This is a genomic window from Streptomyces sp. V4I2, from assembly GCF_030817655.1.
Classification (GTDB): Bacteria; Actinomycetota; Actinomycetes; order Streptomycetales; family Streptomycetaceae; genus Streptomyces; species Streptomyces plumbiresistens.
Map to the genome: position 1 here is coordinate 145088 of NZ_JAUSZM010000004.1, position 21407 is coordinate 166494.

Here is a 21407-nt window from a genome sequence, read left to right on the forward strand (position 1 = left end):
TCTGCGCGGACGATTATGGCCGGGCACCGCAACGCGCCACTGACGCCGGAAGGACGGCGCCGATTATGTGAGCGCGTGGACGGAGGACGTCCGATCGCGCACGTCGCGGCGGAAGCCGGGATCTCCCGCCGCTGCCTGGCCAAGTGGTACGCACGCTGGAGAGCCCACGGCGAGAACGGCCTGTTGGACCACTCCTCCCGCCCCTCGACCAGCCCGTCCCGCACCGCGGAGGACATCGCGGACCTGGTGGAGGCGCTGCGACGGCAGACCAAACACGGGCCCGCGCGTCTGACCGACGACCTGAAGCGCCTGCACGGCGTCACTCTGGCGCCGGCCACCGTGCACCGCATCCTCGTTCGCCGCGGCCTGAACCGGCTGCGCGACCTCGACCCACCCACCGGGGAGCAGCTGCGCGAGGTCATCCGCTACGAGCACGACCGTGTCGGCGACCTGGTCCACGTCGACATCAAGAAGCTCGGCCGCATCCCTACCGGCGGCGGCTGGCGGATGCACGGGGCTGGCACAGACGCCGCCCGCGCCTCCAAACGCACGGGCCCCAGCACCGGGAAAGTCGGCTACACCTATCTGCACTCCGCGCTCGACGACCACTCCCGCCTGGCCTACACCGAGGCCCTGGAGGACGAACGGGCCATCACCGCCGTCGCCTTCTGGCAGCGTGCGGTCGCGTTCTTCGCCGAACACGACATCGCCCCGATCCAACGCGTCCTGACCGACAACGGCGCGTGCTACCGCTCCCGGGCCTGGGCCGCAGCTCTCGCGGCGGCCAGGACGAAACACAAGCGCACCCGCCCGTACACACCGCAGACGAATGGGAAGGTCGAGCGCTATAACGGCACACTCGCCCGGGAGTGGGCCTACGTGCGCGACTACACCTCCGAGCACGAACGCCGCGTCGCACTCGCGGACTTCCTCAATTACTACAACCACGAGCGGCCACACTCCGCCCTGGGCGGGAAGCCGCCGATCAGCCGAACCTCCGGCAGCGACTACCGGATCACCTTTGACCAGCCGCCGGAACCGCTTGACATTTTTCCGCAGCAACTCACGATCTTCGTGGAACCAACCTCCTGAGAGGGCACAGCTAGCCTTTACCTGTACGGACAGGAGGCCGCAGCGGCCCGGGTCCTGGAATCGGGGCAGTACGGACACACCGACGTCACCGAGGAGTTCGAGCGCAGGGTCGCCGACTTCCTCGGCGTCGCGGACGCGGTGGCTGTCGCCTCCGGCACCGCGGCGCTCCACGCCGCCCTGCTCGCCGGACTGCTGGAACAGGTGAAACCCGCCTTCGGCCGTCTCGTGATCGCCTTGGTGGCCGTCCATGCGCTACCCGGGCACGAGGTCCGCACCCTGCTCACCGAGGACCTCGACCTGTCCCGCGACACGCTTCAGGTCCGCCGCGGGCTACTGCGGCACGCCGTGTATCTGGAGGAGTTCACCCACCAGCTCGCCGCCGACTGGCTCACCTGCCAGCACCGTCGCTGGCCTGCCTCGGTCAACCCGTATCTGCTGGTCAGCCAGCCCTCGGCCCTCGACCAGGAGCGGCCACCGGTGTCCATCGGAACCGTGCGGATGGTCTTCCCGAAGGGCGTGACGATGGACGGACTGCGTCAGGACCGCATCTTGGACGAGGCGTTCGACAAGGCCGATCCGCTGCACCTGATCCGGCTGTTCGGTATCACCGCGCAGACGGCCATGCGCTATATCAAAGCCGCCCACCCCGAGCGCCCCGCCAAGCTGCCCCGGTGACCCCACCGCTCAGGAGGTGGCGCGGGCGAGTTCGAGCGGCGCCGCCGCGCGTACGGGTGCCCAGAAAGATCTTGCTCATAGATATGGACGCCGCGTTCATTTGATGCTTATATGAACGTGTCGTTCATATGAAGTCGCTGAAAGGGAGAACACCATGAGCACCTCCACCACCGACCGCGTTGCGCTGGTCACCGGCGGCTCGGGCGGCATCGGCCGTGTCGTGGCCGAGCGGCTCGCCCAGAACGGTCTCGCGGTCGCCGTGCAGTACGCGGGAAACAAGGCCAGGGCCGAGGACACCGTGGCGGCGATCACCGCGGCAGGCGGCAGGGCCCTCGCAGTGGGAGGCGACGTGGCTGACGAGACCGCGATGAGCGCAGCGTTCGACGCGGCCGAGTCCGCCTTCGGCGGCGTCGACGTGGTCGTGAACACCGCCGGCATCATGATCCTGGCGCCGATCGCGACGTTCGACCTCGCCGACCTGGACCGGATGCACCGCACGAACATCCGCGGCACCTTTGTCGTCTCCCAGCAGGCGGCGCGCAGCGTCCGCCCGGGTGGCGCCATCGTCAACTTCTCGACCTCGGTGGTCCGCACCCAGCTTCCCGGCTACGGCGCCTACGTCGCCAGCAAGGCCGCAGTCGAGGGCCTGACCCTCACCCTGGCCCGTGAGCTGCGCGGGCGGGACATCACCGTCAACGCCGTCGCGCCCGGCCCCACCGCCACACCGCTGTTCCTGGACGGCAAGGACGACGCCACCATCGCGAAGTTCGCCCAGGCGACCCCGCTCGAGCGGCTGGGCCGGCCCGAGGACATCGCCGAGGTCGTCTCGTTCCTCGCCGGCCCCGCGCGCTGGGTCAACGGACAGGTCCTCTACGCCAACGGCGGCCTCGCCTGACCCCTGCCGCACACGCAATAACCCGCCCCCGGCTCTCACTGCTGAAAGGAACCACGTCCATGTCCACCACCGGCAACGTCGTCGTCATCACCGGCGCCTCGAGCGGTTTCGGGGCGCTGACCGCCCGCGCGCTGGCCGACGCCGGCCACACGGTCTACGCCGGCATGCGCCAGACCACCGGCCGCAACGCACCCCAGGTCCAGGCCGCCGCCGACTACGCCAACAAGCACCACGTCGACCTGCGCTCCATCGAGCTCGACGTGAATTCCCAAGCCTCGGTCGATGCCGCCATCGCACGGATCGAGGCCGAGCACGGCCACATCGACGTGCTGATCCACAACGCCGGGCACATGGTGACCGGTCCCGCCGAGGCGTTCACCCCCGAGCAGCTCGCCGAGCTCTACAACGTGAACGTGCTTTCCACCCAGCGCGTCAACCGCGCGGCGCTGCCGGGCATGCGCAGGCGCGGACAAGGACTGGTGCTGTGGGTGTCCAGCACCAGCGTCAAAGGCGGCACCCCGCCCTACCTCGCCCCCTACTTCGCCGCCAAGGCCGGCATGGACTCCCTCGCGGTCTCCTACGCCGGCGAACTCGCCCGCTGGGGCGTGGAAACCTCGATCATCGTGCCCGGCTCGTTCACCAGCGGCACCAACCACTTCGCGCACTCCGGCCGCCCGGACGACACTGCCGTCGAGGCCGAGTACGAGGCCAGGTACGCCGGCCTGATGGACCAGGTGGCCACCAAGCTCGCCGCCCTTGCCCCCGAGGGCGCGCCCGCGTCGCTGGTCTCCGACGAGATCGCCCGCATCGTCGCCCTGCCCGCCGGACAGCGCCCCTACCGCGTTCACATCGACCCCGCCGACGACGGATCCGAGGAGGTCTCCGAGAACGCCGACCGCATCCGCCGCGAATTCCTCACCCGCATCGACCTCGCCGACCTGCTCACCGTCCAGCGCTGAAACCCGGGTCCGGGACGGGAGGACGGACTCAGCCCTCCCGTCGAGGCTCCCCTCACCACCGAGGCAATCACCATGCCCACCATCGAAACCCCGGCCGCCATCCAGACGTTCATCGAGGCCACCAACCAAGGTGACGCCGAGGCATTCGCCGCCGCGTTCACCCACGACGCCGAACTCAACGACTGGGGCCGCGAGTACCACGGCCGCGACGGCGTGCGCGCCTGGGACCGCACCGACAACATCGGCGTACAAGCACACTTCGAGCTGGACGCGATCGAGCCCGGCTCGTCATCCGACACCTATGTCGCGACCGTGACCGTGACCGGCAACGGCCACAACGGCACCGGCCCCATGACATTCCACCTGCGCGACGGGCTGATCGCGAGCCTGCGGATCACGCCATGACACCGGGCGCGACGCGACACGCCGACTCGACCGCGGGCAGCGCCCACCTGGAAACTGACACGACCCCCGGCAACCGAGCAGGAGCACACGTGGCGAACAACGCGAACGGCCCCGCTGCCAAGGAAGGCAACGGTCGCGGACGAGGGCGCCGGCCCGCGGACGAGGTCCGAGCAGACGTCCTGCGCACCGTCGGGGACCTGCTGCTCACCGAAGGCATCGCCGACCTCACCTTCGAACGCATCGCCAGGACATCGGGCGTAAGCAAGACCACCCTCTACAAATGGTGGCCCTCCAAAGGAGCCCTCGCCCTGGACGGCTACGTACACGCCGTCCAGGAAACGCTCGCCTTCCCCGACACCGCAGACATCCGCGCCGACCTGCTCACCCAACTTCGCGCCTTCGCCCACGTCATGACCCAGACCCCAGGCGGGCGAGTACTGACCGAGCTGATCGGCGAGTCACAGACAGACCAGGACCTGGCCACCGCCTACCGGAAGCTGTACTCGTCGCAGCGGCGCCGACTCGCGGCGGAACGCCTCCACCGAGCCCAGGAACTCGGCCAGATCCGCACCGACATCGACGTGCAAGTCCTCGTCGACCAACTCTGGGGCGCCGTCTACCACCGACTGCTCATCCCCGACGAACCCGTCACCGACGACTTCATCACCGCGCTCGTGAACAACCTGCTGGATGGAATCCGCCCGAAGTAGTGCCATGGGGAACGCGGTGATGATGGCGGCTCGGTGGTCGGTCAGACACCTCATTCCGATGGCTCGCACGGGCAGCCGTCCTGGCCTCGCCCGTGTGGTGGAGCCTGCCCCATGGGGAGTGGAGTCCGAGCGGCCGACTCGATTACCGACGCGGTCGCGCGGGAGGCGGTGCGTGTACCGGGCTGACTCCATCCCGCCGGGGAGCATCGCCACATCACGCGATCGGGCAGCCGGGCTGACCCATCTGCAGGCCGTGACCACCCATGGGGCCGAGGTGGACGACGTTGGATGCCAGTGTGAGCGGAGCCGCACCGGGAGCCTCAGTGATCACCCCCTTGTTGTATCTGATGCAACATCGATGCATCTGGCCTTCGCGGGCAGGTCACCGCTTCGAGTGACCTCGCAACAACCTCATCACCGAGGCGCTGACCAGCACGAAACGGTGCACGGCCAGCTGTAGCGTGTTGCGCTCGATGCAATTCATCCCGTTTTGCAGGGTTCGCCAGCTGTGGACGCGGTCCATGTACGCAGCGGCGGCCTCGATGATGTCGGCCCACCGCTGGTGACCGAGGACGACGAACCTGTCCGGGTAAAGGCCGTCGTCGTTCGGAGCTCCGATGCCGGCGACGTACAGCCCGCCGTAGGCGATGAACCCGTTGTCGGCCGCATCCTCACTGCTGGGGGTCCAGATGCCCTCAGCGGGGACGGCCGTGCCGTCGTCGGCTTCGCTGGTCTCGATCTCGTACTCGGCCGTGGTCACCATGGGGCGCTCACGTCCTCGAGGAGGGCCGCCAGGAGCTCGCAGGCGTCGGCCTCGTGCGGGTCGTTGTAGGAGGCGTGCTCGCTGACGTGGAACTCCGTGTCCTGCGCGGTGACCGTGTACCCGGGCAAGACGGTGGCCGCCTTGCCCTCCAGCAGGGTGTTGAGGCAGTCCGCGTCACGGGAGGCGAGCCATGTCTGGGTGTACGGGCCCATGCGGAGCAGGGTGCGGCCGGAGGTGTCCTTCCGGCGGGCTTCGACGTGGACGGCGTAGTGCGCGGGTTCCATGCCGACGTCGTCGGGGAGGTCCAGGTCCGCCGCGGCGTGGGTGAGCGGTGTGAGGGCCGGGTTCCACACTCCGAGGATCTTGTCTGTCTCGCAGCGCAGCCAGCCCCTGCCGGTGTAGCCGAGCTGGTGGCCGTGGAGGTAGGCCGCGGCGTGCGGGGTGTCGGGGTGGACCAGGGAGACGGCGATCAGGTCGGGGCCGTGGTCGTCGCCGGGGCGGGGGTGGGCCCTTTCCACGAACGGTCCGACGCGTACGGCGATGTCCCGGTAGAGGCCAGGCGTCCAGGGCTCCGGGTCGCGCAGTGCGGCGAGCAGCGCGCGGAACTGGTCGACGGCTGCCTGGTCCTCGGGGGTGAGGGCGCCGGGCGCATGGCCGCAGCGGCGGAAGGGTCGCTTCATCGGGTGGGCTCCTGTTCGCGGGTGGAGTGGGTCCAGGGGAGCGCGAGGCCGTCGCCGGTGGTGCGGGGAACGAGGTGGCCGTGCAGGTGGAACACCGTCTGCGTCGCGTCCGGGCCGCAGGAGGTGAGGTAGTTCCACTGGCCGCCGATCTGTGCGGCGAGTTCGGCGGCGCGCAGCTGCACGGTGGCGGAGACGACGGGGTCGGTTGTGAAGTCGGCGACGTGGCCGCGGGGCAGGACCAGGAGGTGGCCGTCGGTGCAGCCGCGGCGCCCGTGTTCGTCGGCGCGCGGCAGGATCGCCAGGGCGTCAGCCCATTCGTGGACGATCGTGGCGGGCGCGCCGTCGTGAATGATCCGGCAGAAGGGGCAGTCGGGTCGCGGGTGTTTGCGGGGGACCGGCGGCCGGTTGATGTGGTGGTGGGTGACCTGGATGCGGGCGCCGGCCTCCCGCATCCGGTGGCCGATCGCGTCGGCAATGGCGGGCGCGGTGGCGGCCGTACCAGCAGTTCACCAGGAGCTGGACCGGGCGGCCGTGCGCGGCGGCGCGCAGTGCGGTGAGTTCGTGGACGGCGTCGCCGATGATGCGGGCCGCGCCCGGGGTGTTCAGGACGTAGTCGCGTACGCCTGCGTCCTGTCCGGTCTGGCGGGCGACGATGTCGGCGAGGGCCGGGTCGTCCGGCGGGTTCAGCAGCGCGTCGGTCAGGTTGATGCTGAGGATTGCGGCGCAGTAGCGGGGCGGCGGCGGGTCCTGCCAGCGGGCGCCGAAGGAGTCGATGAACACGTCGTACACGGGGCCTCCAGGCTCGTACGGAGTAGGACTGAACGCGGCGGCCGCATGTGCGGGCCGCCGCGTGAAGGGTGAGTGCGTGTCATCGGACGGCGAGGGCGGCGTGCTCCTGGTGCTGCTCGGCAGCCGCGGGGCTCGGCGCGTCGTCGACGGGCCACTGGTGCCGACAGGCGGGTGAGGGGCAGACGTGGACGCGTTGCCCGGTCTCGGAGTGGTAGTCCAGGCCGCGGCTGGGGCGAGCGCAGGCCGGGCAGCGGACGGGATCGCCGATGTCCTGCGTGTGGCCGTCCTGGGCGTACATCCAGGTGACGGGGAGGGCGCCGGGGGTATCCTCCGACGCCCTGCGGATCCGCCAGTCGGTGCGGGTGGGGTAGGCGACGAACCGGCACCAGCCGCGGGTGATGCTGTCGGCGAGGGCGTGCCCGTCGAGCGGGCGCAGGCGCTGGCCGCAGGTGTGGCGGTAGTAGACGCTCGTGGCGGCAAGGACCTCCCGCACGGGTGGGTGGCCGCTGAAGAGCAGGTCGCCGTCCTCCCCGAACTCGGTCGCGAGCAGGCCCCGGTGGGTGAAGCTGACGTCGTCGCCGGACGGGACGAACACCGCCTGGTCCATGTCGTAGGCGTCTTCGGGGATCGTCGCCGATCCCCAGATCCCGATGCCGTCCAGGATGGTGTCCAGCCGGTAGCGGGCGCCGTCGATGACCGGCTCCGTGCCCAGGGCGCGCGCCCACGCCGTGATGCCGTCGGTGTCATGTTCACCGACGCGCAGGATCAGGCTATGCAGGGGACGGCCCGGCTCGGGGCACATGCTGCTGGAGATCGCGAAGCCGGTCAGCGGCAGGTCGGGGTGCTCCTGCAAGAGGCGACGGCCGACGGCGAGCTGCCCGTTCTCGCGGGACCCGTACCGCTCCAGCTGCGCCAGCAGCAGCTGGATTCGCTCGGGTGCTGGTGGACTGAGGGGCATCTGTGGCTCCTTGGTGAACAGGGGAGCGCCGCGCCCGCAAGATGGCGAGCGCAGCGCTCCGGAGTGTGTGGCTGGTGGTGTGGCGGAGTGTGTGTTCAGACGGTCGTGCTGATGCGGGCGATGGTGTCGGCGAGGTGAAGCAGGGCCGCGGTGTTGCCGTGGATGGCGTTCGCGATCTCTTCGACGTGGGCGTTGTTGAGGCGGTCGGCGTTGAGGTTGTCCATCGCGCGGATCGCCTCAAGGCGGTAGTCACGGCGCGGGGCGGGGAAGGTCGGTGTCTCGCGGCGGGCGGCGGCGACATCGGCGAGCGAGTTCAGCAGACGGACGCGGCCGTAGCGGGGGCGGTCGTCTTCCCAGTCGGCGGTGTGGAGTTCGACTTCCTTGTCGTCCTCGCTCCAGGCCGCGCGCACCTCGTAGCGGGCGTACGGCATGAACTCGGGCTGGGTCAGCCGGGCGAGCCGCAGGTTGCCGCGGTCGTTGATTCCGGCGGCCTCGAGCGGCTCGATGCCGAGTTCGGCGAGGCGGGCGTTGACCAGGCCGGCGTGGCGCTGTGCGCGCTGCAGGTTCTGGGCCACGGCGCTGATCTGCTGTTCCTGGTGTGCGGCCTCGGCGGCGGCGAGCCAGTCCGTCGTGGCGGGCTGATCGGTGGCAGTCATCGGCATTCCTCGGGTTCTTGATGGGGTGACGCTGCGGGGGCGGCCGGACTTCGAGGTCGCCGGCCGCCCCGGGCGTGCGGGGGTGGGTCAGCGGGCGCGGAAGGCGCCGCAGTGCTCGATGCGGTGGGCGCGGGCAGCGGGCTCGGCGAGCTGCTTGACGTGGTGGGGCTGGTCGACGTCGCCGTGCTCGGAGCAGACGACGGCGAACTGGGTGCGGCCGGGGCAGCCCGACTGGGGGTCGCGGGGCTTGCCGGACGGCTTCACCTGGTGGTCGCAGGGGCTGTTGTCGGCGTGCCGGGGCTGCACGCTGATGGTGATGCGGGCCATGAACGTCGATCTCCTTGTGGGAACGCAGGGGAGCGCCGTGCCCGGCCGGTGAGGCGGGGCACGGCGCTCGGTGCGGGGGTTAGGGGGTGCGGGTGACCACGAGGAACTGGTCGGTTGGCAGGTCCATCACGACCTGGGCGTCGATGCCCTGGGCGCGTCGCCGGGCGGCGTACTCTTCTGCCGGCCACGAGCCGCGGGGGCTTCCGGCGGGGAACCGTTCCAGGATCGTGCGCTGTTCGGGAGCGGTCGTCGGGGCCGTCGCGCTCATTCGGGGTCGTCGGGGCCGGGGACGTCGCCGAACATGTCGTCGATCGCGCGGGTGACCTTCGGCCGGTGTTCGGGCCGGGTGGAGTTGAGGACGGCCCCGGTGAGGCCGGCCAGGTCGATGTCCTCGAAGACCTTGGCCAGTTCGGAGACCGTCTGGGGGTCCAGGACGGTCCCGGTGTCCGGGTGGCAGTTCATGGCGTCGGCCTGGTCGGCGAGCTGGTGTGCGCGCGCCGGGGTGATGTCGATGGTGTGGCAGTGCTCCAGGCCTGTGCCGAGGGCGCCGGTAGGGCTGATGTGGATCCGGATGCTCGCGTCCGGGCCGGGCTGGCCGGCCAGTGAGGTGAGGGCCTCGGCGAGGGCCTCGATCGCTGTGTTGCGGTTCGTCTCCGGGCGCGCGATGTCCGTGTCCGTGTCGTCCTCGGGGATGTCCAGTTCCGGGGCTTCCCACAGGATTTCGAGGGTGGTGGCCTGGAGCTGGAGCCCGCCGTCGGCGCTGTCCGGGAGGGCGAGGTGCCCGGTGACGCGCAGAAAGTCGCCGGGGCGGCACTCGGTGACGAGCGCGTTGATGACGTCCGGGTTCTGGCTGGTGCAGGGGATGGTCATGTCGTCGACCAGCTCCGCGGTGGGGGAGCAGTTCAACCGCCAGCAGGCGGTGCCGTCCTGCTTGCTGAAGACCGGGGCCTCGGACAGGTAGCCGTCCAGGGCGAGAGGGATGGATTCCATCAGTTCACCGCCTGCGTCGTCGTGGGATTGGAGGCCCTGGTGCAGGGCTTGCGCTGGGCGAGGTCCAGGAGCTCGCGGTTGCGCTTCTTCTGGGCGTCGGTGAGCGGCCGGGCCTTCGCGCCGTGGCGGTGCCAGAGCGGGGAGGCGGGCGGCTCGGGGTAGGCGAGGGCGTGGTCCACCTCGCGTTGGGTGCTGCTCAAGGCAGCCTCCAGGTGGAGGGGTTCAGGCGTGGTCGTCGTCGCGCCGGCGCTTGGGCTGGACGTCGGACGCGAAGCGTCCGAGGCGGGCCTCGGTGGGGTTCACGGCGATCCAGTCCTCAGCGCACGCCTTGTGCACGGGCTCCCCGTAGTGGGAGCGCATCGGCGTGGGCTTGTCGCACAGCGCGCAGGGGCGGTCCTGCCAGCGGTCGAAATGCTGGCTGTCGCGCCGATCGAGAAGGGCGCCAGGAACCGGGATCAGACCCGGCTCGAACAGCGGCTTCTTGCTGCGGCGGCCTGTCACGGCCGGAAGTCGGGAAGCTGCTGGAACACCTGCGCCACCAGGTCCGGCGTCGGCTTCCAGGCCGGAAGCGCGCCTGTGGCGGGCACGGGCAGAGCGAGCTCCTGGACGTCTTCGAGGACCAGGTGGTGCGCGCCGCGCTCCGCCCACAGGCTGGTGCACCGCTCGGGCCCCTGGTCGGGGTGGCAGTCGATGAGGCGGGCGATGCCGATGACCGCGCCACGGTGCAGTTCGCGGCCGCGGATCGCGGTGGCGACCAGCGGGTCACGCAGGGCGGGGCGCTCCAGCTTCTGCCCGGCATGGATCAGTACCCAGCCTTGCCACGGCCAGCGCCGGGGCCTGTTCTCCGGGTTCTTCCCGGCGAGGATGCAGGTGGCCCAGGGCTGGCGGATCGTGATGCCGCGGATCCAGTCGCCCTCGGGCAGGGTCGCGACGCTCATGCGGCTCGCCCCCACCGGCTCGTCCCCGGGCGGCCGGCCCGGCGCCCGTTGATGGACGGCACCGTGGCGTGCGCGGCGGTGGCGATGACCGCGCGGCCGGAGTGCTTGCCCTCGTAGAGGGCGGCATCGGCCGCGCGCTGCAACGCGGACAGGTCGCGGGTGCCGACGATGTCGCAGGTCGCGGCGCCGACCGAGGCGGCGACGTCCACCACCTGGCCGTCGTCCAGGGTGACCGGCGTACGCAGCATCCGCACCAGCTGCGCAAGGCGGACCTCACGGCGGGCGGCGGGCAGCTCCAGCACGATCGCAAACTCGTCACCACCGAGGCGGCCTACGGAAGCGCACGGGCCTGCCCAGGCGGCGAGCCGGGCTGCGGTCGCCATGAGGACGACGTCCCCGGCCTCATGGCTCAGCGTGTCGTTCACGGCCTTGAAGTCGTCCTGGTCGACCAGGACCACGGCGGTGTCGTCGCCGTGGCGGCGCAGGACCTGCCGGGCCCGGGCGGTGTAGGCGTCGCGCCGAAGGAGACCAGTGAGCGGATCCTTCTTCGCCGCAGCGAGCTTCCGGTGCAGCGCAAGGGCGTGCACGGTCCAGCCGGTCAACGGCACGGCGGCGGTGGTCAGTAAGAGGGTGCGCTGGCCGATCCGGCCGTGAACGCGCAGGAGGGACGACATACTTGGGTTCTCCGTCTCGTCTCGTACGGGATGGATGGGCCCGGGACAGCCGTCAAGCCGCCAAGCACAGCGGCTGTCCCGGGGCGGAGCTACAGCGCGAAGTCGCTGCGGGTGGTCCAGCTGACGGGGTTGTGCCAGAGGCCTGCCTTCGCGGCGGGCCACTCCATCTGCCAGCCGGGCCGAAGCCCGCGCGCTCCCCAGCTGTCCGGCTGCTTGCCGGGGATCTCGAGTCCGGCCGTGTGCGCGGCGAGCGCGGCGTCGTACACCTCGTGCGCGCGGCGCAGTGCCGTGGCCGGGGAGTCGGCGACGCCGGTGAAGATGTGCAGGCCGCGCCGGTCCGGGTCGGTGGAGTCGTGGATCGGGACGTCGACCTCGTAGATGCGCAGGTGCATGACGTCCAGCTCCTCTCTCTGCTCGGTGCTGGTGCCTCGGTGTTGAGGGACCACCGCGACCGCACCGGCCTCCGTCGAACGGGGCCGGGGCGGCACGGAGCGTCCGTCACGCCGGTCAGGGCGGGTCAGAACTCCAGGTTGATCGTGATCGGGTGCCGGGAGTCACCAGCACTGGTGTGAACGGTGCGGCGGTGTGCGGCGAGGCTGGCGGCCCCGCCCTGGATCGGCAGGTGACAGTCCGGACAGCCGCGCCACCACTCATCCCCGGCCGGAAGGTCAGCCGGGGTGAGCGGGTGCGGGTGCGGACCGTCGGCCGCGCGGCTCATGCGACCGCGTCCGCGAACTGCGCCTGAAGGTCGGCGCGGCTCTCGGGGTCGGCGTCCTGGTCGTCGACGCCGTCGCCGTGGACGGTGCAGACGATGTCCGGGGCGCCGTCCATGGCGCCGGTCAGCGCCTCGTGCAGGTCGGTGACCGAGTAGACCGGCGCCCACGCCTGCCCGGCGCACTCCGGGTCGAAGGGGCAAGGCAGCAGGACGTCGAAGCCGAAGCCGAAGTCGCCGTCGCCGTCGACGTCGTTGCGGAACGCCAGGGTGAGGTGCTGCTCCCCGAGGCGGATCTCCGCGACGCGGTCCCGGCCGGTCACCAGATCCGAGTCCGGCCGCCACTGCCACAGCGGCAGGATCTCCGGGCCGAAGAAGCGGCGGACCAGGAGCAGGTCGCCCAGGCCCTCGCCGCCGTCCCGCCCGAGGTCGGCCTCCCGGGCCTGCGAGAGCCGCTTCAGGAACGGCTCCAGCCGGTGGAGGTTGTCGGCGAAGACGATGGTGTTGAACCCTTCGGCGGCCAGCCGCTGGTGGGAGTACGTCATCGCCTGGTGCTGGGAACGGACGACGTCCTCGCGCACACGCCGGTTGGCCGGGCGCGGGCCCTGCCGCTTCAGGCAGACCGACAGCGGCGTGGCGACGACGACCGCGACGGTCGGCATGCCGTGCCGTTTGGCGGCCATCACCAGCTCCACCCGCACGGACTGTTCGACGTTGGTCGCGTCGATCACCGTGTTGAGCTTCCGGGCCATCCTGCGCTCCAGAATCAGCTTGAGGACGTCGGCGGCGTCGCCGGTCGCGTCCTGCCGACCGGGCTCGTCACTGATCACGCCCCGCAGACCATCGAGGGAGAGGACCTGGGAGGCCGGCCAAGTGCGGGCCAGCGTCGACTTGCCCGCACCGGAGGCACCGATCAGCACGATCAGCCCGTTCTCGGGCAGGTCCGGGTACAGCGGCGAGGTCATGCGGGTTCTCCTTCGGGGTCCAGGACGCGGGTGGCCCAGTAGAGGCGGACAGGGACCTGGTCGGTGAGCAGGGCGGCCGCGTCGTGCAGCGGTCCGGAGGCGTCGCCGTCGCCGTCCGTGTCGAGGCGTTCGGCGGTTCGAGCGGAGACGGTGAGCAGCTGCACGAGGCCGGCGAGGACGCCGTCGTGCGGGTCGTCCTCGCGGTGGAGCTCGCGCAGGTGTCGACGGTCATGTATTTCCCCGTTGGCAGCGTCAACTTCCCCGCCCATACGTTCGAGCCATCGGCACACCATCGTGGTCGTTTCTCCGGCGGCCGGAGGGTGATGGCGCTTTATGGAAACGGCCACCCCCGACTCAGGGGTGACCCCGCACCTGCTCAGTGGATCTCCCCGGGTATCTGGCGCCTGGCCTACGGACGGGCGCCACAAAGGGTGGCCCCCAATAGCCAGTCGGTCCTGGAGAGGGTCGGACCAGCTCGGGCGCGGAGACCTGCGGAGGGCAGCCTGCGTACGCGTGATAGTTCGAGCCTGGGAAGGTTGGCCCTCATCGCGGCGCGCGCACTCTGACTGTGCGGCGGCTGGCCCGGATGTCACGGTTGGCGCGAGGGGTCGGCAGGAGTCAGGTACGGGGCCAGTTCTGACCGTCTGTCACCTCGCGGGCGATGTGACGCCACTGCCTTTCCCTGCCGGGCAGGGGCCAGGCCCAGGTCGGCTGTTCCGCGGTGTTCAGGTCGTGCAGGAGGCGGACGAGTTGTGGGCCGGCGGTGGCAGCGCCGTCCGGGACTGCGGGGCCGTGAATAGCGCGGAGTCCGGCGAAGCGCGCCAGTTCGTCCTGGTAGAACCCCACGGCCTCCTCGGTCCGCGTGGCCAGGTCATCGCGCGGGACCGTGCGGTGCAGCTGCAGCAGCGGAGGCTCGAGGGATTCGGCGACTGCCGCGGCGAACCGCGCGTGACCGTCCAGGATCAGATGGCAGTCCAGGCCACTGACCCACCACAACAGGACGGGTGGGAGTGTTCCTTCACGGGCTTGCTTGCGGTACGCCTTGACCCGGCTGTCGTCGGCATCGGGCATCGGCCGCAGCGGCAGGATCTCCCATGAATGAGCATGGAGGAACCAGTCGATGTAGCCGTTTGGATGGCCGTCGACGAGCATCGAGCCCCAGTATTCGGCGTGCGAGGCATCGGCGTGGCGCCAGCACCGGAGCGGACTCTCGCACGAGAGCAGCCACCGGCCCTCGTGCATCGGGCTGCCCGGCGAGTCGATGAGGTACTGCGCAAAGCGGTGGGCCCACCGTTGCGGGCTGCCCGCCAGGGCGCGGCTCGCATCGGCACGCAAGGGCGGGGCGAAGGAGCGGTAGCTGTCGGTGCGCCAGTAGTCCACGCCCTCGTGTTGCCCATCGACGACGGCGAGCAGCACAGGCTGCGACATCTGGGAGATCAGCAGTTGCGCACCGGCAGTGAACACACACAGTCCCGGCTGGTGGCGGTCCTGCACGTCCAGGGACAGGCCCACCCACGTGCCGTCGTCCCGCGTGACATCGCTGCGCTGCATGCCGAGAGCGTAGACGGCTGCTGCGTGGACCCCGATGGCATTCTGTCCCTCCGACATGACCCGCACGCTCCACAAGCTGGTGACCCTGGCCGAAGAACGCCCGGTGCTCGTCGCAGCTCCTCACTCCGTTGAGCAGCGGCCCGGCTGAGGCGACGAGCAGCCCAGACCCGATTTCAGAGAGCCCCATCAAGGGTGAGGGGAGGTTCGGCTGGTCAGTCCCAGTCGGATGCCGGCTGGTCGACTCGGCCGCCTCTGTGCGGCGTAGGGATGTAGTCGCGAGCGCTATCAGGCAGCGCGGCGACACACGCCGATGAGCAGGCGTTGACTAGCAGGGGCAGTACGTCAGTGGCAACGCGCAGCGAAATCCACACTTGTTGGAGTCCCCCCTGCTCGACCGGGCGGTCGCAGACGCTGCAGTTGTGGGTGGCGATGGCGTCCGGGTGGCGAGGGTCCATGGTGCCCGGATCGAGGTCCGCGGCGGAGCCCGGAGCGGGTTGAAGCTTCGGGAAGGGCGGTCGCAGCTTGTAGTTGCCGAACAATGCGCGCGTGCTCACCGTGCTGCGGGTCAGCTTCCGGCAGCGGGTGATCTCGTAGGGGAACCAGTGCAGCCGGTAGGAGGTGTACGGGGTGAACTCCTCCAGGCTGGCCATTGCCCCGATCTCGGGCGGGATCCGGACCAGGTTGCTGCCGTAGAGCACAAGGTGTTTGACCGCCGTCAGCCTGGCGATGCTCGGCGGCAGTGTGATGACCTGCCGCCGCTCTTCCGGGCTCAGCTCAGTCAGTGGACGGAACTCTTCACGCCCGTCGGCGACCGCCTCGTCGACCAGGTCCAGCAGGTGTTGCCAGCCCGGGGCGGAGGTGTCCTGCCGCTCGACGTGGAATCCGACTCGGGCTCGCGGATGAGGTCTGGACTGGTCGAAGCACGAGCAGATGTCCCTGTAGGACCCTCGCCGACCTGGGGCCGGGTCCGACACGTCGCCCCAGCGGTTCACAAAGAGCCTCGGCTCTGCCTCGTCCGTCATGGCGCCAAGATACGGAGATCGCCCTGGGTCGGCGCGCTTATTACTCAGGTGAGGAAGCCAGCGGCACCCATCGCTATGCTCGAAGGTTTGAGCGGGGAAGTTGATGCTGCTGATGGGGAATTACGTGACGTTCCACACGCAGGATCTGGGCGAGCTCCTGGGTGGTGATGTCGTCGGCGAGCTCGTCCTCGATCTGCTGCAGGGCGAGGCGGACGATCCCGGCGGAAGCGCGGACTCGATCCAGTCGGGTACGGGGTGTGGCCATCGCAACCGCCGTCACAGCGCGGCGCCGACGGCGGCGAGTGCGAGCAGCGCCAGGGCGGCGAGGCTGAGGTGTACCGCGTGGCGCAGGCGCGTGAACTTGGCGACGGCGATCGTCGACAGGACACGGATGCGGGCCGGGCGGTTGTCGCCGTCCATGCAGGCACGGATCTCGTCTTCGGCAATTCGCGCCCAGTATGGGAAGGACGCCTTGTCGGCGCCGTTCAGGTTGGGCCGGACGACCAGGAGCAGGAGTACGGCGGCGGCGCCCAGGGCGAGGACGGCCGCAGCGCCGAAGACCTTGGTGGCAGGCGGAAGTTCCTTGTCGGCGACGGACGCGAGTCCGGCGAGCACGGCGCCGTTGAAGGCGAGCAGTAAGGACGCCTTGCCGTCCGTGCGGGCGATCTCGCTGGTCACCGAGGCGCAGGCTGCGTCCAGGTTCTTGTCGATGCCAGGGGCGGGGGCCGTAAGGGTCATGGGCGGGGGTTCTCCTTGTCGTGAACGTCCTGGGCGGCCGGCCTTTGCCGGTGCTGCGGCGACCCGGATGTGGCCCCGTCCCGGCCTGTGTGGCCGGGACGGGGTTCGCGGCTCACGCGGCCAGCCGGTGAGCGACGGGAGCCGCGGCCGCGATGTAGTTGCTGGGGTCCACGGGCGTGCCGTCGAAGCACTCCAGGCAGCAGCCGAGCTTTTTGGAAAGGCAGGTGAAAAATCGCCTCCCGCAGTCAGGACAGGTCTGACGTGCAGCCATCGCCCGGTCCAGTGCCCACTCCTGAGCGAGCGTCGGAATCCTCTTGGGCTTCGCCAGATGGAGGTCGAAGAGCCAGGCGCGGCCGGGGTGGGTGCAGGACCACTGGGGGCGGTTCCGGCAACGTTTGCAGCGCAGGATCGCCACCGGGCCGTGCCCTCCGGGGCTGACATCCCGGTCCCGTAACTGCCGCCGGGTAACGAGGTGTTCGGGACATGCGCCGCGGTCGTACTCGGAAACCACGGGTTCGAGGGTTCTGGACGGTGTTCTCGTGCGAACCCGCTGGGGGCGTGGTTGTTTTGGCCGGGGGTGCCGCGCGGGTTCGGCTTCGACGCGTGCGCCAAGATGGGGCCTCCGATCGGTGGAGGGGGCGTTGGGATGGGCTATGACCTGCAAGCAGTGATCGCTGGCAGAGAGGTGCTCCGCGCGGCTTCGCGGGATTTGCCTGTTGCTCGGCTGGCATCGCTCGGACAGGGCCTGTTGCTGATGCCGATGACAGACGCCCTCTTTGATTCCGTCGCGGATGGCAGCGATGCGGGCCCTTTGGGGTTCTGGCGGCTGCCGGGAGGGTTCGAGAAGACCCTCGCCGACTGGTCGACCGCTGGGCCGGTGGCCTACGTGGAAGCCGAGTACTTCGGCGGTGTGGGCGAGCAGCAGGCTGCCGTGTGGGATGGCGGCGCCATCGTGCTGGGACCGCTCCGTGTACCGGAGGGCCAGCCATTTCCGCCAGCCGGCAGTGCCATCTCGCAGGCTCTTCGACAGCTGGGCGTCGTGGCGAGCACCGGAGAGGATGAGTTCTCCGCTGTGGGGTTGGACCGTCACCGACACGGTGAGGGATGGACCGCCTGAGCAGTGGCTTCCGGATTCCGCATGAACGGGCAAGTTCCTGGCTCCGTTCGCGGAATCTGCCCGTAAGTGCGAGAACCTCGCGCCCTCTCGGGGTCGCTCCACGCAGGATGCTCACCTGCGCACTCGCGCCGATACGGCCGCCGCGCATCTTGGGGAACCAGCGTGAACTCCAGTTGGAAGGCCAGTGGCTCCGCGCGGTATCAGCTTTGCCGCCTCGCGGCGGCGCTCTTTCTTGGGGCGCGGCATCACTGTCCCCAGGCGCCGGGCAGCCGGTCGGGGCGGTGCGGGTAGCGGGGGCCGGGGCGCTGCGGGCGGGGCCGGCCGATCCGGCGGCGCGGGCGGGGGATGAGCACGAGTGATCTCCTCCAGTCGTCGGTGGACAGCGCTGCGCCCCGCCGACGTCGTGCTGGTGTCGGCGGGGCGCAGCGGGTGGTGCGTTCGGCCAGGCGGCCTGTCCGGTCCTCGCCCTGCCCCGGGGTACAGGGCTGGGCGAGGACCAGGCAGACACCTCACGTTGCTATGCCGTCAAGTTCAGGGGATGAGTCCTCCGTTCACGGCGCGGTCGTAGAGGCGCTGGTGCCACTCGTTGGCGTCGGGCCCAGGGGCAGCCGTCAGGACGGGGTTGGGGCCCGTCTCGATGAGGTGCAGGAGGGTCCAGGCGACGCCGTAGCAGTCGTCCGGGCCGAAGCAGGAGACAAGTGCTCGGGCTTCCTCTCCCGTGACCGGCTTCGGGATCGCTTCGAGTTGCGCGACGCGCCTGTCGATCTCTTCTTCGCTCGCGTCCCAGTCGGGAAGCGGGCCGTCGGTGACGAACGCCTGCACTTCGGGTCTCATGGCCGAATGATCGGCTGCCTTCGTTCCTGCGGACAAGGCTTCTTAGCTGGTCAGGCTGCCGCCGCCGCAGCGAGCGACGGTGAGGGGAAGGCGGACTGCTCGTCGAAGAGCTCTCGCTTCTGGAGGCAGTTGTAGAGCTGGCCAATCATGCGGTTGAAGAGGTTGCGCTGGGCAGCGGCGTGCCAGTCGCCTTGTTCGCGGCGGCGTCGGTAGTGGGCGTTGGCCCCAGAGGATGCCCGGAGTGAGGCGAAGGCCCAGAGGTAGCCGGCGTGGTTGAGCCGGTCGTTCTTCACCCAGCGTCTGGTGATGGCGGACTTCTTGCCGGAGGCGCGGGTGATGGGCGAGGAGCCGGCGTAAGCCTTCAGGCCGCGGGCGTCGGCGAAGCGAGTGCGGTCGTCGCCGATCTCGGCCAGGACGCGGGCGGCGAGCTGGATACCGAGTCCTGGGAAGCTCAGCAAGATCTCGGCGTCCGGGTGCTGCGGGAAGGCGGCCTCCACCGCTTCGGCGAGCTGGTCGGCGGCGGTGCAGGCCGCGCCCAGCTGGACGAGGAGGGCGAGCATCTGCTTGCCGAGCGCGTCCTCGACCAGCGGCGGCTGGTGGGCCCACTCGGCGTGGAAGACCTCGCGGAGACGCTCGGCCTCGGCCTCGATGCCGCGCTGGCGGCCGGCTCGCTTCAGGGCGGCCTGGATCTGGGTGCGGGTCAGCCGCGCGGCCCGGACCGGAGTCGGCGCGGTCTTGAGGAGTTCGCGGGCCTCAGGACGACACAGGCCGTTGGTCCAGGCCGCGAAGGCGGCCAGGGCTGCGGGATAGTACTCGCGCAACAGGGAACGAAGCTGGTTGGCGAGCTGCTGCCGGTTCCACAGAGAGTCCTGCTGAGCACGTGCCAGGACAGCGATCGCGCGGCCGAGGTCACTGTCCTCGGGCAGGGGCCGGTGAGCGTGCATGTCGGTGCGGAGGATGTTGGCGAGGACCAGGGCGTCGCCGGGGTCGGACTTCTTGCGCGAGACGGAGTGCCTGTCGCGGTAGCGGGCGGCGGCCATCGGGTTGATCGCGAAGACCTTGCGCTTGCCGGTCCGCAGGACGGCCACCAGCAGGCCGCGGGAGGTCTCGATCGCGACCGGGATCGGGTTCTCGGCGGTCTCACCGTACTCGGCGAGCAGTTCCAGCAGGATCTTGTAGCCGGCCGCGTCGTCGGTGATGTGCCGTTTGGCGAGCAGCTGGCCGGCGTCGTTGACCAGGGCGACGTCGTGGGTTCGTTCCGCCCAGTCGATTCCGCAGTAGATCAAGATTCCCCTCCCCAGAGTTCGGTGTTTGCGCTGGTCACGAGCGCATGCGGGCCACGCAGCGACCTAATCCCAGGCCTCGGCCGCATTGCGGTCGGGCCGCCACCTCACTAGCCGTTCGTGGCACCAGCGCATCCCACGGGCCTCGGTCTATGCGGGAGCTCGGGCGGCTCGGGCGTATCAAGAGGTCACCGTGCGATGGGCTCGCACCACCAACACAAACGACTGATCAAGTGGAGAGGTGTTGACGCGCGACGGCCCTGGAGGCCGCCGCTCTCTTAAAGGCGTCGATGCCGGGTGAGGCATAGGCGTGCGTCCAGCGCCGACGGGCGCCAACACCCTTCGTGGTGGCGGCCACGGAGACGCCGGGCGCCACCGCTCTGCCTGGAGACGTCGAGGTCTGGGCGTTAGAAGGCATCCGCCCGGCGCCAACGTGACCGCCACCACTCGCACCAGACCGCGCACCGATCTACGTTGAGGCCTCGACGGCCCGGCTGCACCTGGATGTCACGGTCTGGTACTCGAACGCTCCGAGAAGCACCCGCTCCTGCGGATCGCTCATAACTACGGATTAGGGCGTCAGGTCTTCAGCGGGTCCGGAGCAGTCGGGCGGCCTTCTGTCGCAGCTGGTCCCGGAAGGTCGGGTGCGTGTGCCGCCAGGCGGTGCGGTCCACGCCGTCCTCGGTGGGGAAGGTCTGGGAGGCTCCACAGGTGCACGTGCAGGCGAAGGGCTCGGGGCGGGTGTCGTCGCGGGGCGTCTCCTCGCTCGGGCGGGTGTGGTGGGCGGTGCGGCGCAGGCCGTCCGGCCTGGTCCGCACCCGACCGCTTGGGTTCGGGTGCGAAGCAGGTGATCCGGAGCAGGGGTCAGAGACCGCGGGCGTCGGCGAGGCCGGCGGCCTGGTCGACCATGCGGAGCGGGATCCGAGCCGATCCGTGCGCGTCGTTGAAGGACGGCACGGAGTCGACGCCGCCGCCGAACTTCCTGCGGATCGCCTCCAGGAGCACGGTGACCGCGTCGGCTTCCAGGCCGCTGTCGCCGCGGGCCTCGATCCGGATGGCCCCGAGCATGCAGCGGGCGCCGTCCTCGTCGACCAGGGCGCCGGAGCACCAGCCGCCGGTGAGCAGCCGGTGGTGGGCGCGCTGCAGAAGGGCCGCGACCGGGGTCGGGTATGACTCGGGCCGGCGACTGGAGCGTCGGGGTCAACGGGACGGTGACGACGTCGGCCAGGTCCACGGGCTCGGTGCCGATGTGCGCCGTGTTCACCTCGTAGACGACGGCCGCTTCGTCCAGCCGCACGGTCATCGCCGCGTTCACGAGAGTGAGGCGTTCCTCGAGGGACAGTGCCGTCGGCGGCGCGGGCGCTGCGGTGGTCGGGGCGGCCTGGTCTATGGCGGGGTGGGGCTGAGGCATCGGGGCTCCCTGGGGGCGTCGAAGGCGCGGGGTGGGTGGCGCCTTCGACGCCGGCAGCCGGGGCGGTTTTCAGATGTTGGAGATCCAGCCGGTGACGGTGCCGATCGCGTCGGTGATGAAGGGCGCGGCGCCGGTGGAGGCGAGGAAGAAGCCGAACCCGGCGCAGGCCAGGGCGGGTCCGAGGCGTACGGAGCCGCCCCGGATGAGGACGAAGACGACGATGCCGAGCAGGACGACGGCGGAGATCGATACGGCCACGAGCG

31 protein-coding genes and 1 pseudogene are annotated in these 21407 nt (G+C 70.3%); 7 read left to right on the plus strand and 25 right to left on the minus strand.

From position 1 onward, the window contains the following. Positions 1–15: 15 nt before the first annotated feature. From QFZ76_RS50765 to QFZ76_RS50790, 6 genes and pseudogenes are all read left to right on the plus strand, one after another. Positions 16–993, plus strand: a pseudogene (locus tag QFZ76_RS50765) (IS481 family transposase); the annotation flags it as partial. Between the two features lie 120 nt (positions 994–1113). After that, positions 1114–1767, plus strand: coding sequence for a DegT/DnrJ/EryC1/StrS family aminotransferase (locus QFZ76_RS50770; RefSeq protein WP_307680676.1), 654 nt, complete (start codon positions 1114–1116; stop codon positions 1765–1767). Positions 1768–1921: 154 nt separating this feature from the next. Further along, complete coding sequence (locus QFZ76_RS50775) at positions 1922–2662, plus strand: SDR family oxidoreductase (protein WP_307680533.1); 741 nt, start codon at positions 1922–1924, stop codon at positions 2660–2662. 59 nt (positions 2663–2721) lie between these two features. Beyond that, positions 2722–3621: an SDR family oxidoreductase gene (locus tag QFZ76_RS50780; RefSeq protein WP_307680534.1), complete on the plus strand. Its 900-nt coding sequence runs from the start codon at positions 2722–2724 to the stop codon at positions 3619–3621. Positions 3622–3693: 72 nt separating this feature from the next. Then, on the plus strand, positions 3694–4026 hold the full coding sequence (locus QFZ76_RS50785) for a nuclear transport factor 2 family protein (RefSeq protein WP_307680535.1): 333 nt from the start codon (positions 3694–3696) through the stop codon (positions 4024–4026). Between the two features lie 89 nt (positions 4027–4115). After that, the gene (locus QFZ76_RS50790; protein ID WP_307680536.1) at positions 4116–4736 is read left to right on the plus strand and encodes a TetR/AcrR family transcriptional regulator; all 621 of its coding nucleotides are present in this window, start codon (positions 4116–4118) and stop codon (positions 4734–4736) included. Positions 4737–5118: 382 nt separating this feature from the next. On the opposite strand, the gene QFZ76_RS50795 is transcribed toward QFZ76_RS50790, so the two are convergent. The 20 genes from QFZ76_RS50795 to QFZ76_RS50890 all read right to left on the minus strand — a co-directional run bounded on the left by QFZ76_RS50795 (position 5119) and on the right by QFZ76_RS50890 (position 17010). After that, the gene (locus tag QFZ76_RS50795; protein WP_307680537.1) at positions 5119–5499 is read right to left on the minus strand and encodes a hypothetical protein; all 381 of its coding nucleotides are present in this window, start codon (positions 5497–5499) and stop codon (positions 5119–5121) included. Next, on the minus strand, positions 5493–6179 hold the full coding sequence (locus QFZ76_RS50800) for a hypothetical protein (RefSeq protein ID WP_307680538.1): 687 nt from the start codon (positions 6177–6179) through the stop codon (positions 5493–5495). The genes QFZ76_RS50795 and QFZ76_RS50800 overlap by 7 nt, the downstream gene beginning before the upstream one ends. Then, positions 6176–6631, minus strand: a complete 456-nt coding sequence (locus QFZ76_RS50805) for an HIT family protein (RefSeq protein ID WP_307680539.1) — start codon at positions 6629–6631, stop codon at positions 6176–6178. Before QFZ76_RS50805 ends, QFZ76_RS50800 begins: the two co-directional genes overlap by 4 nt. Before the next feature lie 416 nt (positions 6632–7047). Continuing rightward, the gene (locus tag QFZ76_RS50810) at positions 7048–7926 is read right to left on the minus strand and encodes a hypothetical protein (protein WP_307680540.1); all 879 of its coding nucleotides are present in this window, start codon (positions 7924–7926) and stop codon (positions 7048–7050) included. A 95-nt stretch (positions 7927–8021) separates the two neighbouring features. Beyond that, positions 8022–8582, minus strand: coding sequence for a hypothetical protein (locus tag QFZ76_RS50815; RefSeq protein WP_307680541.1), 561 nt, complete (start codon positions 8580–8582; stop codon positions 8022–8024). Between the two features lie 87 nt (positions 8583–8669). After that, positions 8670–8909 carry a hypothetical protein gene (locus QFZ76_RS50820; protein ID WP_307680542.1) on the minus strand — a complete coding sequence of 80 codons (240 nt, stop codon included), beginning with the start codon at positions 8907–8909 and terminating at the stop codon, positions 8670–8672. 79 nt (positions 8910–8988) lie between these two features. Beyond that, entirely contained in the window at positions 8989–9177 is a 189-nt protein-coding gene (locus QFZ76_RS50825) for a hypothetical protein (protein ID WP_307680543.1), read from the minus strand. Then, positions 9174–9899 carry a hypothetical protein gene (locus tag QFZ76_RS50830; RefSeq protein WP_307680544.1) on the minus strand — a complete coding sequence of 242 codons (726 nt, stop codon included), beginning with the start codon at positions 9897–9899 and terminating at the stop codon, positions 9174–9176. The genes QFZ76_RS50825 and QFZ76_RS50830 overlap by 4 nt, the downstream gene beginning before the upstream one ends. After that, positions 9899–10099 carry a hypothetical protein gene (locus QFZ76_RS50835; protein WP_307680545.1) on the minus strand — a complete coding sequence of 67 codons (201 nt, stop codon included), beginning with the start codon at positions 10097–10099 and terminating at the stop codon, positions 9899–9901. Before QFZ76_RS50835 ends, QFZ76_RS50830 begins: the two co-directional genes overlap by 1 nt. Positions 10100–10121: 22 nt before the next feature. Further along, positions 10122–10400, minus strand: coding sequence for a hypothetical protein (locus QFZ76_RS50840; protein WP_307680546.1), 279 nt, complete (start codon positions 10398–10400; stop codon positions 10122–10124). After that, positions 10397–10837, minus strand: coding sequence for a hypothetical protein (locus tag QFZ76_RS50845; RefSeq protein WP_307680547.1), 441 nt, complete (start codon positions 10835–10837; stop codon positions 10397–10399). Before QFZ76_RS50845 ends, QFZ76_RS50840 begins: the two co-directional genes overlap by 4 nt. Then, positions 10834–11511 (minus strand): GGDEF domain-containing protein, encoded by a 678-nt coding sequence (locus QFZ76_RS50850; RefSeq protein ID WP_307680548.1) that lies wholly within the window; start codon positions 11509–11511, stop codon positions 10834–10836. The genes QFZ76_RS50845 and QFZ76_RS50850 overlap by 4 nt, the downstream gene beginning before the upstream one ends. Positions 11512–11600: 89 nt before the next feature. Continuing rightward, positions 11601–11903 (minus strand): hypothetical protein, encoded by a 303-nt coding sequence (locus QFZ76_RS50855; RefSeq protein ID WP_307680549.1) that lies wholly within the window; start codon positions 11901–11903, stop codon positions 11601–11603. Between the two features lie 125 nt (positions 11904–12028). After that, positions 12029–12229, minus strand: a complete 201-nt coding sequence (locus tag QFZ76_RS50860) for a hypothetical protein (RefSeq protein WP_307680550.1) — start codon at positions 12227–12229, stop codon at positions 12029–12031. After that, the gene (locus QFZ76_RS50865; RefSeq protein WP_307680551.1) at positions 12226–13188 is read right to left on the minus strand and encodes an ATP-binding protein; all 963 of its coding nucleotides are present in this window, start codon (positions 13186–13188) and stop codon (positions 12226–12228) included. The genes QFZ76_RS50860 and QFZ76_RS50865 overlap by 4 nt, the downstream gene beginning before the upstream one ends. Further along, on the minus strand, positions 13185–13457 hold the full coding sequence (locus tag QFZ76_RS50870; protein ID WP_307680552.1) for a hypothetical protein: 273 nt from the start codon (positions 13455–13457) through the stop codon (positions 13185–13187). The genes QFZ76_RS50865 and QFZ76_RS50870 overlap by 4 nt, the downstream gene beginning before the upstream one ends. 349 nt (positions 13458–13806) lie before the next feature. Then, positions 13807–14739, minus strand: coding sequence for a hypothetical protein (locus QFZ76_RS50875; protein WP_307680553.1), 933 nt, complete (start codon positions 14737–14739; stop codon positions 13807–13809). A gap of 212 nt (positions 14740–14951) precedes the next feature. After that, a complete protein-coding gene (locus tag QFZ76_RS50880) occupies positions 14952–15761 on the minus strand; it encodes a leucine-rich repeat domain-containing protein (RefSeq protein ID WP_307680554.1) in 810 nt (269 codons plus the stop codon). Between the two features lie 276 nt (positions 15762–16037). Beyond that, positions 16038–16499, minus strand: a complete 462-nt coding sequence (locus QFZ76_RS50885; protein WP_307680555.1) for a Pycsar system effector family protein — start codon at positions 16497–16499, stop codon at positions 16038–16040. Positions 16500–16611: 112 nt separating this feature from the next. Further along, positions 16612–17010 carry an RRQRL motif-containing zinc-binding protein gene (locus QFZ76_RS50890; protein WP_307680556.1) on the minus strand — a complete coding sequence of 133 codons (399 nt, stop codon included), beginning with the start codon at positions 17008–17010 and terminating at the stop codon, positions 16612–16614. 135 nt (positions 17011–17145) lie between these two features. Between QFZ76_RS50890 and QFZ76_RS50895 the strand changes: the two genes are divergently transcribed. Further along, the gene (locus QFZ76_RS50895; RefSeq protein ID WP_307680557.1) at positions 17146–17616 is read left to right on the plus strand and encodes a hypothetical protein; all 471 of its coding nucleotides are present in this window, start codon (positions 17146–17148) and stop codon (positions 17614–17616) included. Positions 17617–18147: 531 nt separating this feature from the next. Here QFZ76_RS50895 and QFZ76_RS50900 read toward each other — a convergent pair. From QFZ76_RS50900 to QFZ76_RS50920, 5 genes are all read right to left on the minus strand, one after another. After that, positions 18148–18450, minus strand: coding sequence for a hypothetical protein (locus QFZ76_RS50900; RefSeq protein WP_307680558.1), 303 nt, complete (start codon positions 18448–18450; stop codon positions 18148–18150). Between the two features lie 50 nt (positions 18451–18500). Next, the gene (locus QFZ76_RS50905) at positions 18501–19739 is read right to left on the minus strand and encodes an IS110 family transposase (RefSeq protein WP_307680677.1); all 1239 of its coding nucleotides are present in this window, start codon (positions 19737–19739) and stop codon (positions 18501–18503) included. A 581-nt stretch (positions 19740–20320) separates the two neighbouring features. Beyond that, the gene (locus QFZ76_RS50910; RefSeq protein ID WP_307680559.1) at positions 20321–20551 is read right to left on the minus strand and encodes a hypothetical protein; all 231 of its coding nucleotides are present in this window, start codon (positions 20549–20551) and stop codon (positions 20321–20323) included. Positions 20552–20597: 46 nt separating this feature from the next. Then, entirely contained in the window at positions 20598–20801 is a 204-nt protein-coding gene (locus QFZ76_RS50915; protein ID WP_307680560.1) for a hypothetical protein, read from the minus strand. Between the two features lie 412 nt (positions 20802–21213). Next, positions 21214–21402, minus strand: a complete 189-nt coding sequence (locus QFZ76_RS50920) for a hypothetical protein (RefSeq protein ID WP_307680561.1) — start codon at positions 21400–21402, stop codon at positions 21214–21216. Between the last annotated feature and the right edge of the window lie 5 nt (positions 21403–21407).

What these genes read in the sequence shown, in the direction of transcription:
- QFZ76_RS50855 (WP_307680549.1), bottom strand. Translation starts at nt 11,903, where the DNA reads ATGCACCTGCGCATCTACGAGGTCGACGTCCCGATCCACGACTCCACC.
- QFZ76_RS50885 (WP_307680555.1), bottom strand. Translation starts at nt 16,499, where the DNA reads ATGACCCTTACGGCCCCCGCCCCTGGCATCGACAAGAACCTGGACGCA.
- QFZ76_RS50810 (WP_307680540.1), bottom strand. Translation starts at nt 7,926, where the DNA reads ATGCCCCTCAGTCCACCAGCACCCGAGCGAATCCAGCTGCTGCTGGCG.
- QFZ76_RS50865 (WP_307680551.1), bottom strand. Translation starts at nt 13,188, where the DNA reads ATGACCTCGCCGCTGTACCCGGACCTGCCCGAGAACGGGCTGATCGTG.
- QFZ76_RS50805 (WP_307680539.1), bottom strand. Translation starts at nt 6,631, where the DNA reads ATGCGGGAGGCCGGCGCCCGCATCCAGGTCACCCACCACCACATCAAC.
- QFZ76_RS50830 (WP_307680544.1), bottom strand. Translation starts at nt 9,899, where the DNA reads ATGGAATCCATCCCTCTCGCCCTGGACGGCTACCTGTCCGAGGCCCCG.
- QFZ76_RS50845 (WP_307680547.1), bottom strand. Translation starts at nt 10,837, where the DNA reads ATGAGCGTCGCGACCCTGCCCGAGGGCGACTGGATCCGCGGCATCACG.
- QFZ76_RS50875 (WP_307680553.1), bottom strand. Translation starts at nt 14,739, where the DNA reads ATGCAGCGCAGCGATGTCACGCGGGACGACGGCACGTGGGTGGGCCTG.
- QFZ76_RS50785 (WP_307680535.1), top strand. Translation starts at nt 3,694, where the DNA reads ATGCCCACCATCGAAACCCCGGCCGCCATCCAGACGTTCATCGAGGCC.
- QFZ76_RS50780 (WP_307680534.1), top strand. Translation starts at nt 2,722, where the DNA reads ATGTCCACCACCGGCAACGTCGTCGTCATCACCGGCGCCTCGAGCGGT.
- QFZ76_RS50850 (WP_307680548.1), bottom strand. Translation starts at nt 11,511, where the DNA reads ATGTCGTCCCTCCTGCGCGTTCACGGCCGGATCGGCCAGCGCACCCTC.
- QFZ76_RS50800 (WP_307680538.1), bottom strand. Translation starts at nt 6,179, where the DNA reads ATGAAGCGACCCTTCCGCCGCTGCGGCCATGCGCCCGGCGCCCTCACC.
- QFZ76_RS50775 (WP_307680533.1), top strand. Translation starts at nt 1,922, where the DNA reads ATGAGCACCTCCACCACCGACCGCGTTGCGCTGGTCACCGGCGGCTCG.
- QFZ76_RS50880 (WP_307680554.1), bottom strand. Translation starts at nt 15,761, where the DNA reads ATGACGGACGAGGCAGAGCCGAGGCTCTTTGTGAACCGCTGGGGCGAC.
- QFZ76_RS50900 (WP_307680558.1), bottom strand. Translation starts at nt 18,450, where the DNA reads ATGAGACCCGAAGTGCAGGCGTTCGTCACCGACGGCCCGCTTCCCGAC.
- QFZ76_RS50870 (WP_307680552.1), bottom strand. Translation starts at nt 13,457, where the DNA reads ATGGGCGGGGAAGTTGACGCTGCCAACGGGGAAATACATGACCGTCGA.
- QFZ76_RS50825 (WP_307680543.1), bottom strand. Translation starts at nt 9,177, where the DNA reads ATGAGCGCGACGGCCCCGACGACCGCTCCCGAACAGCGCACGATCCTG.
- QFZ76_RS50820 (WP_307680542.1), bottom strand. Translation starts at nt 8,909, where the DNA reads ATGGCCCGCATCACCATCAGCGTGCAGCCCCGGCACGCCGACAACAGC.
- QFZ76_RS50915 (WP_307680560.1), bottom strand. Translation starts at nt 20,801, where the DNA reads ATGCTCGGGGCCATCCGGATCGAGGCCCGCGGCGACAGCGGCCTGGAA.
- QFZ76_RS50895 (WP_307680557.1), top strand. Translation starts at nt 17,146, where the DNA reads ATGGGCTATGACCTGCAAGCAGTGATCGCTGGCAGAGAGGTGCTCCGC.
- QFZ76_RS50815 (WP_307680541.1), bottom strand. Translation starts at nt 8,582, where the DNA reads ATGACTGCCACCGATCAGCCCGCCACGACGGACTGGCTCGCCGCCGCC.
- QFZ76_RS50860 (WP_307680550.1), bottom strand. Translation starts at nt 12,229, where the DNA reads ATGAGCCGCGCGGCCGACGGTCCGCACCCGCACCCGCTCACCCCGGCT.
- QFZ76_RS50795 (WP_307680537.1), bottom strand. Translation starts at nt 5,499, where the DNA reads ATGGTGACCACGGCCGAGTACGAGATCGAGACCAGCGAAGCCGACGAC.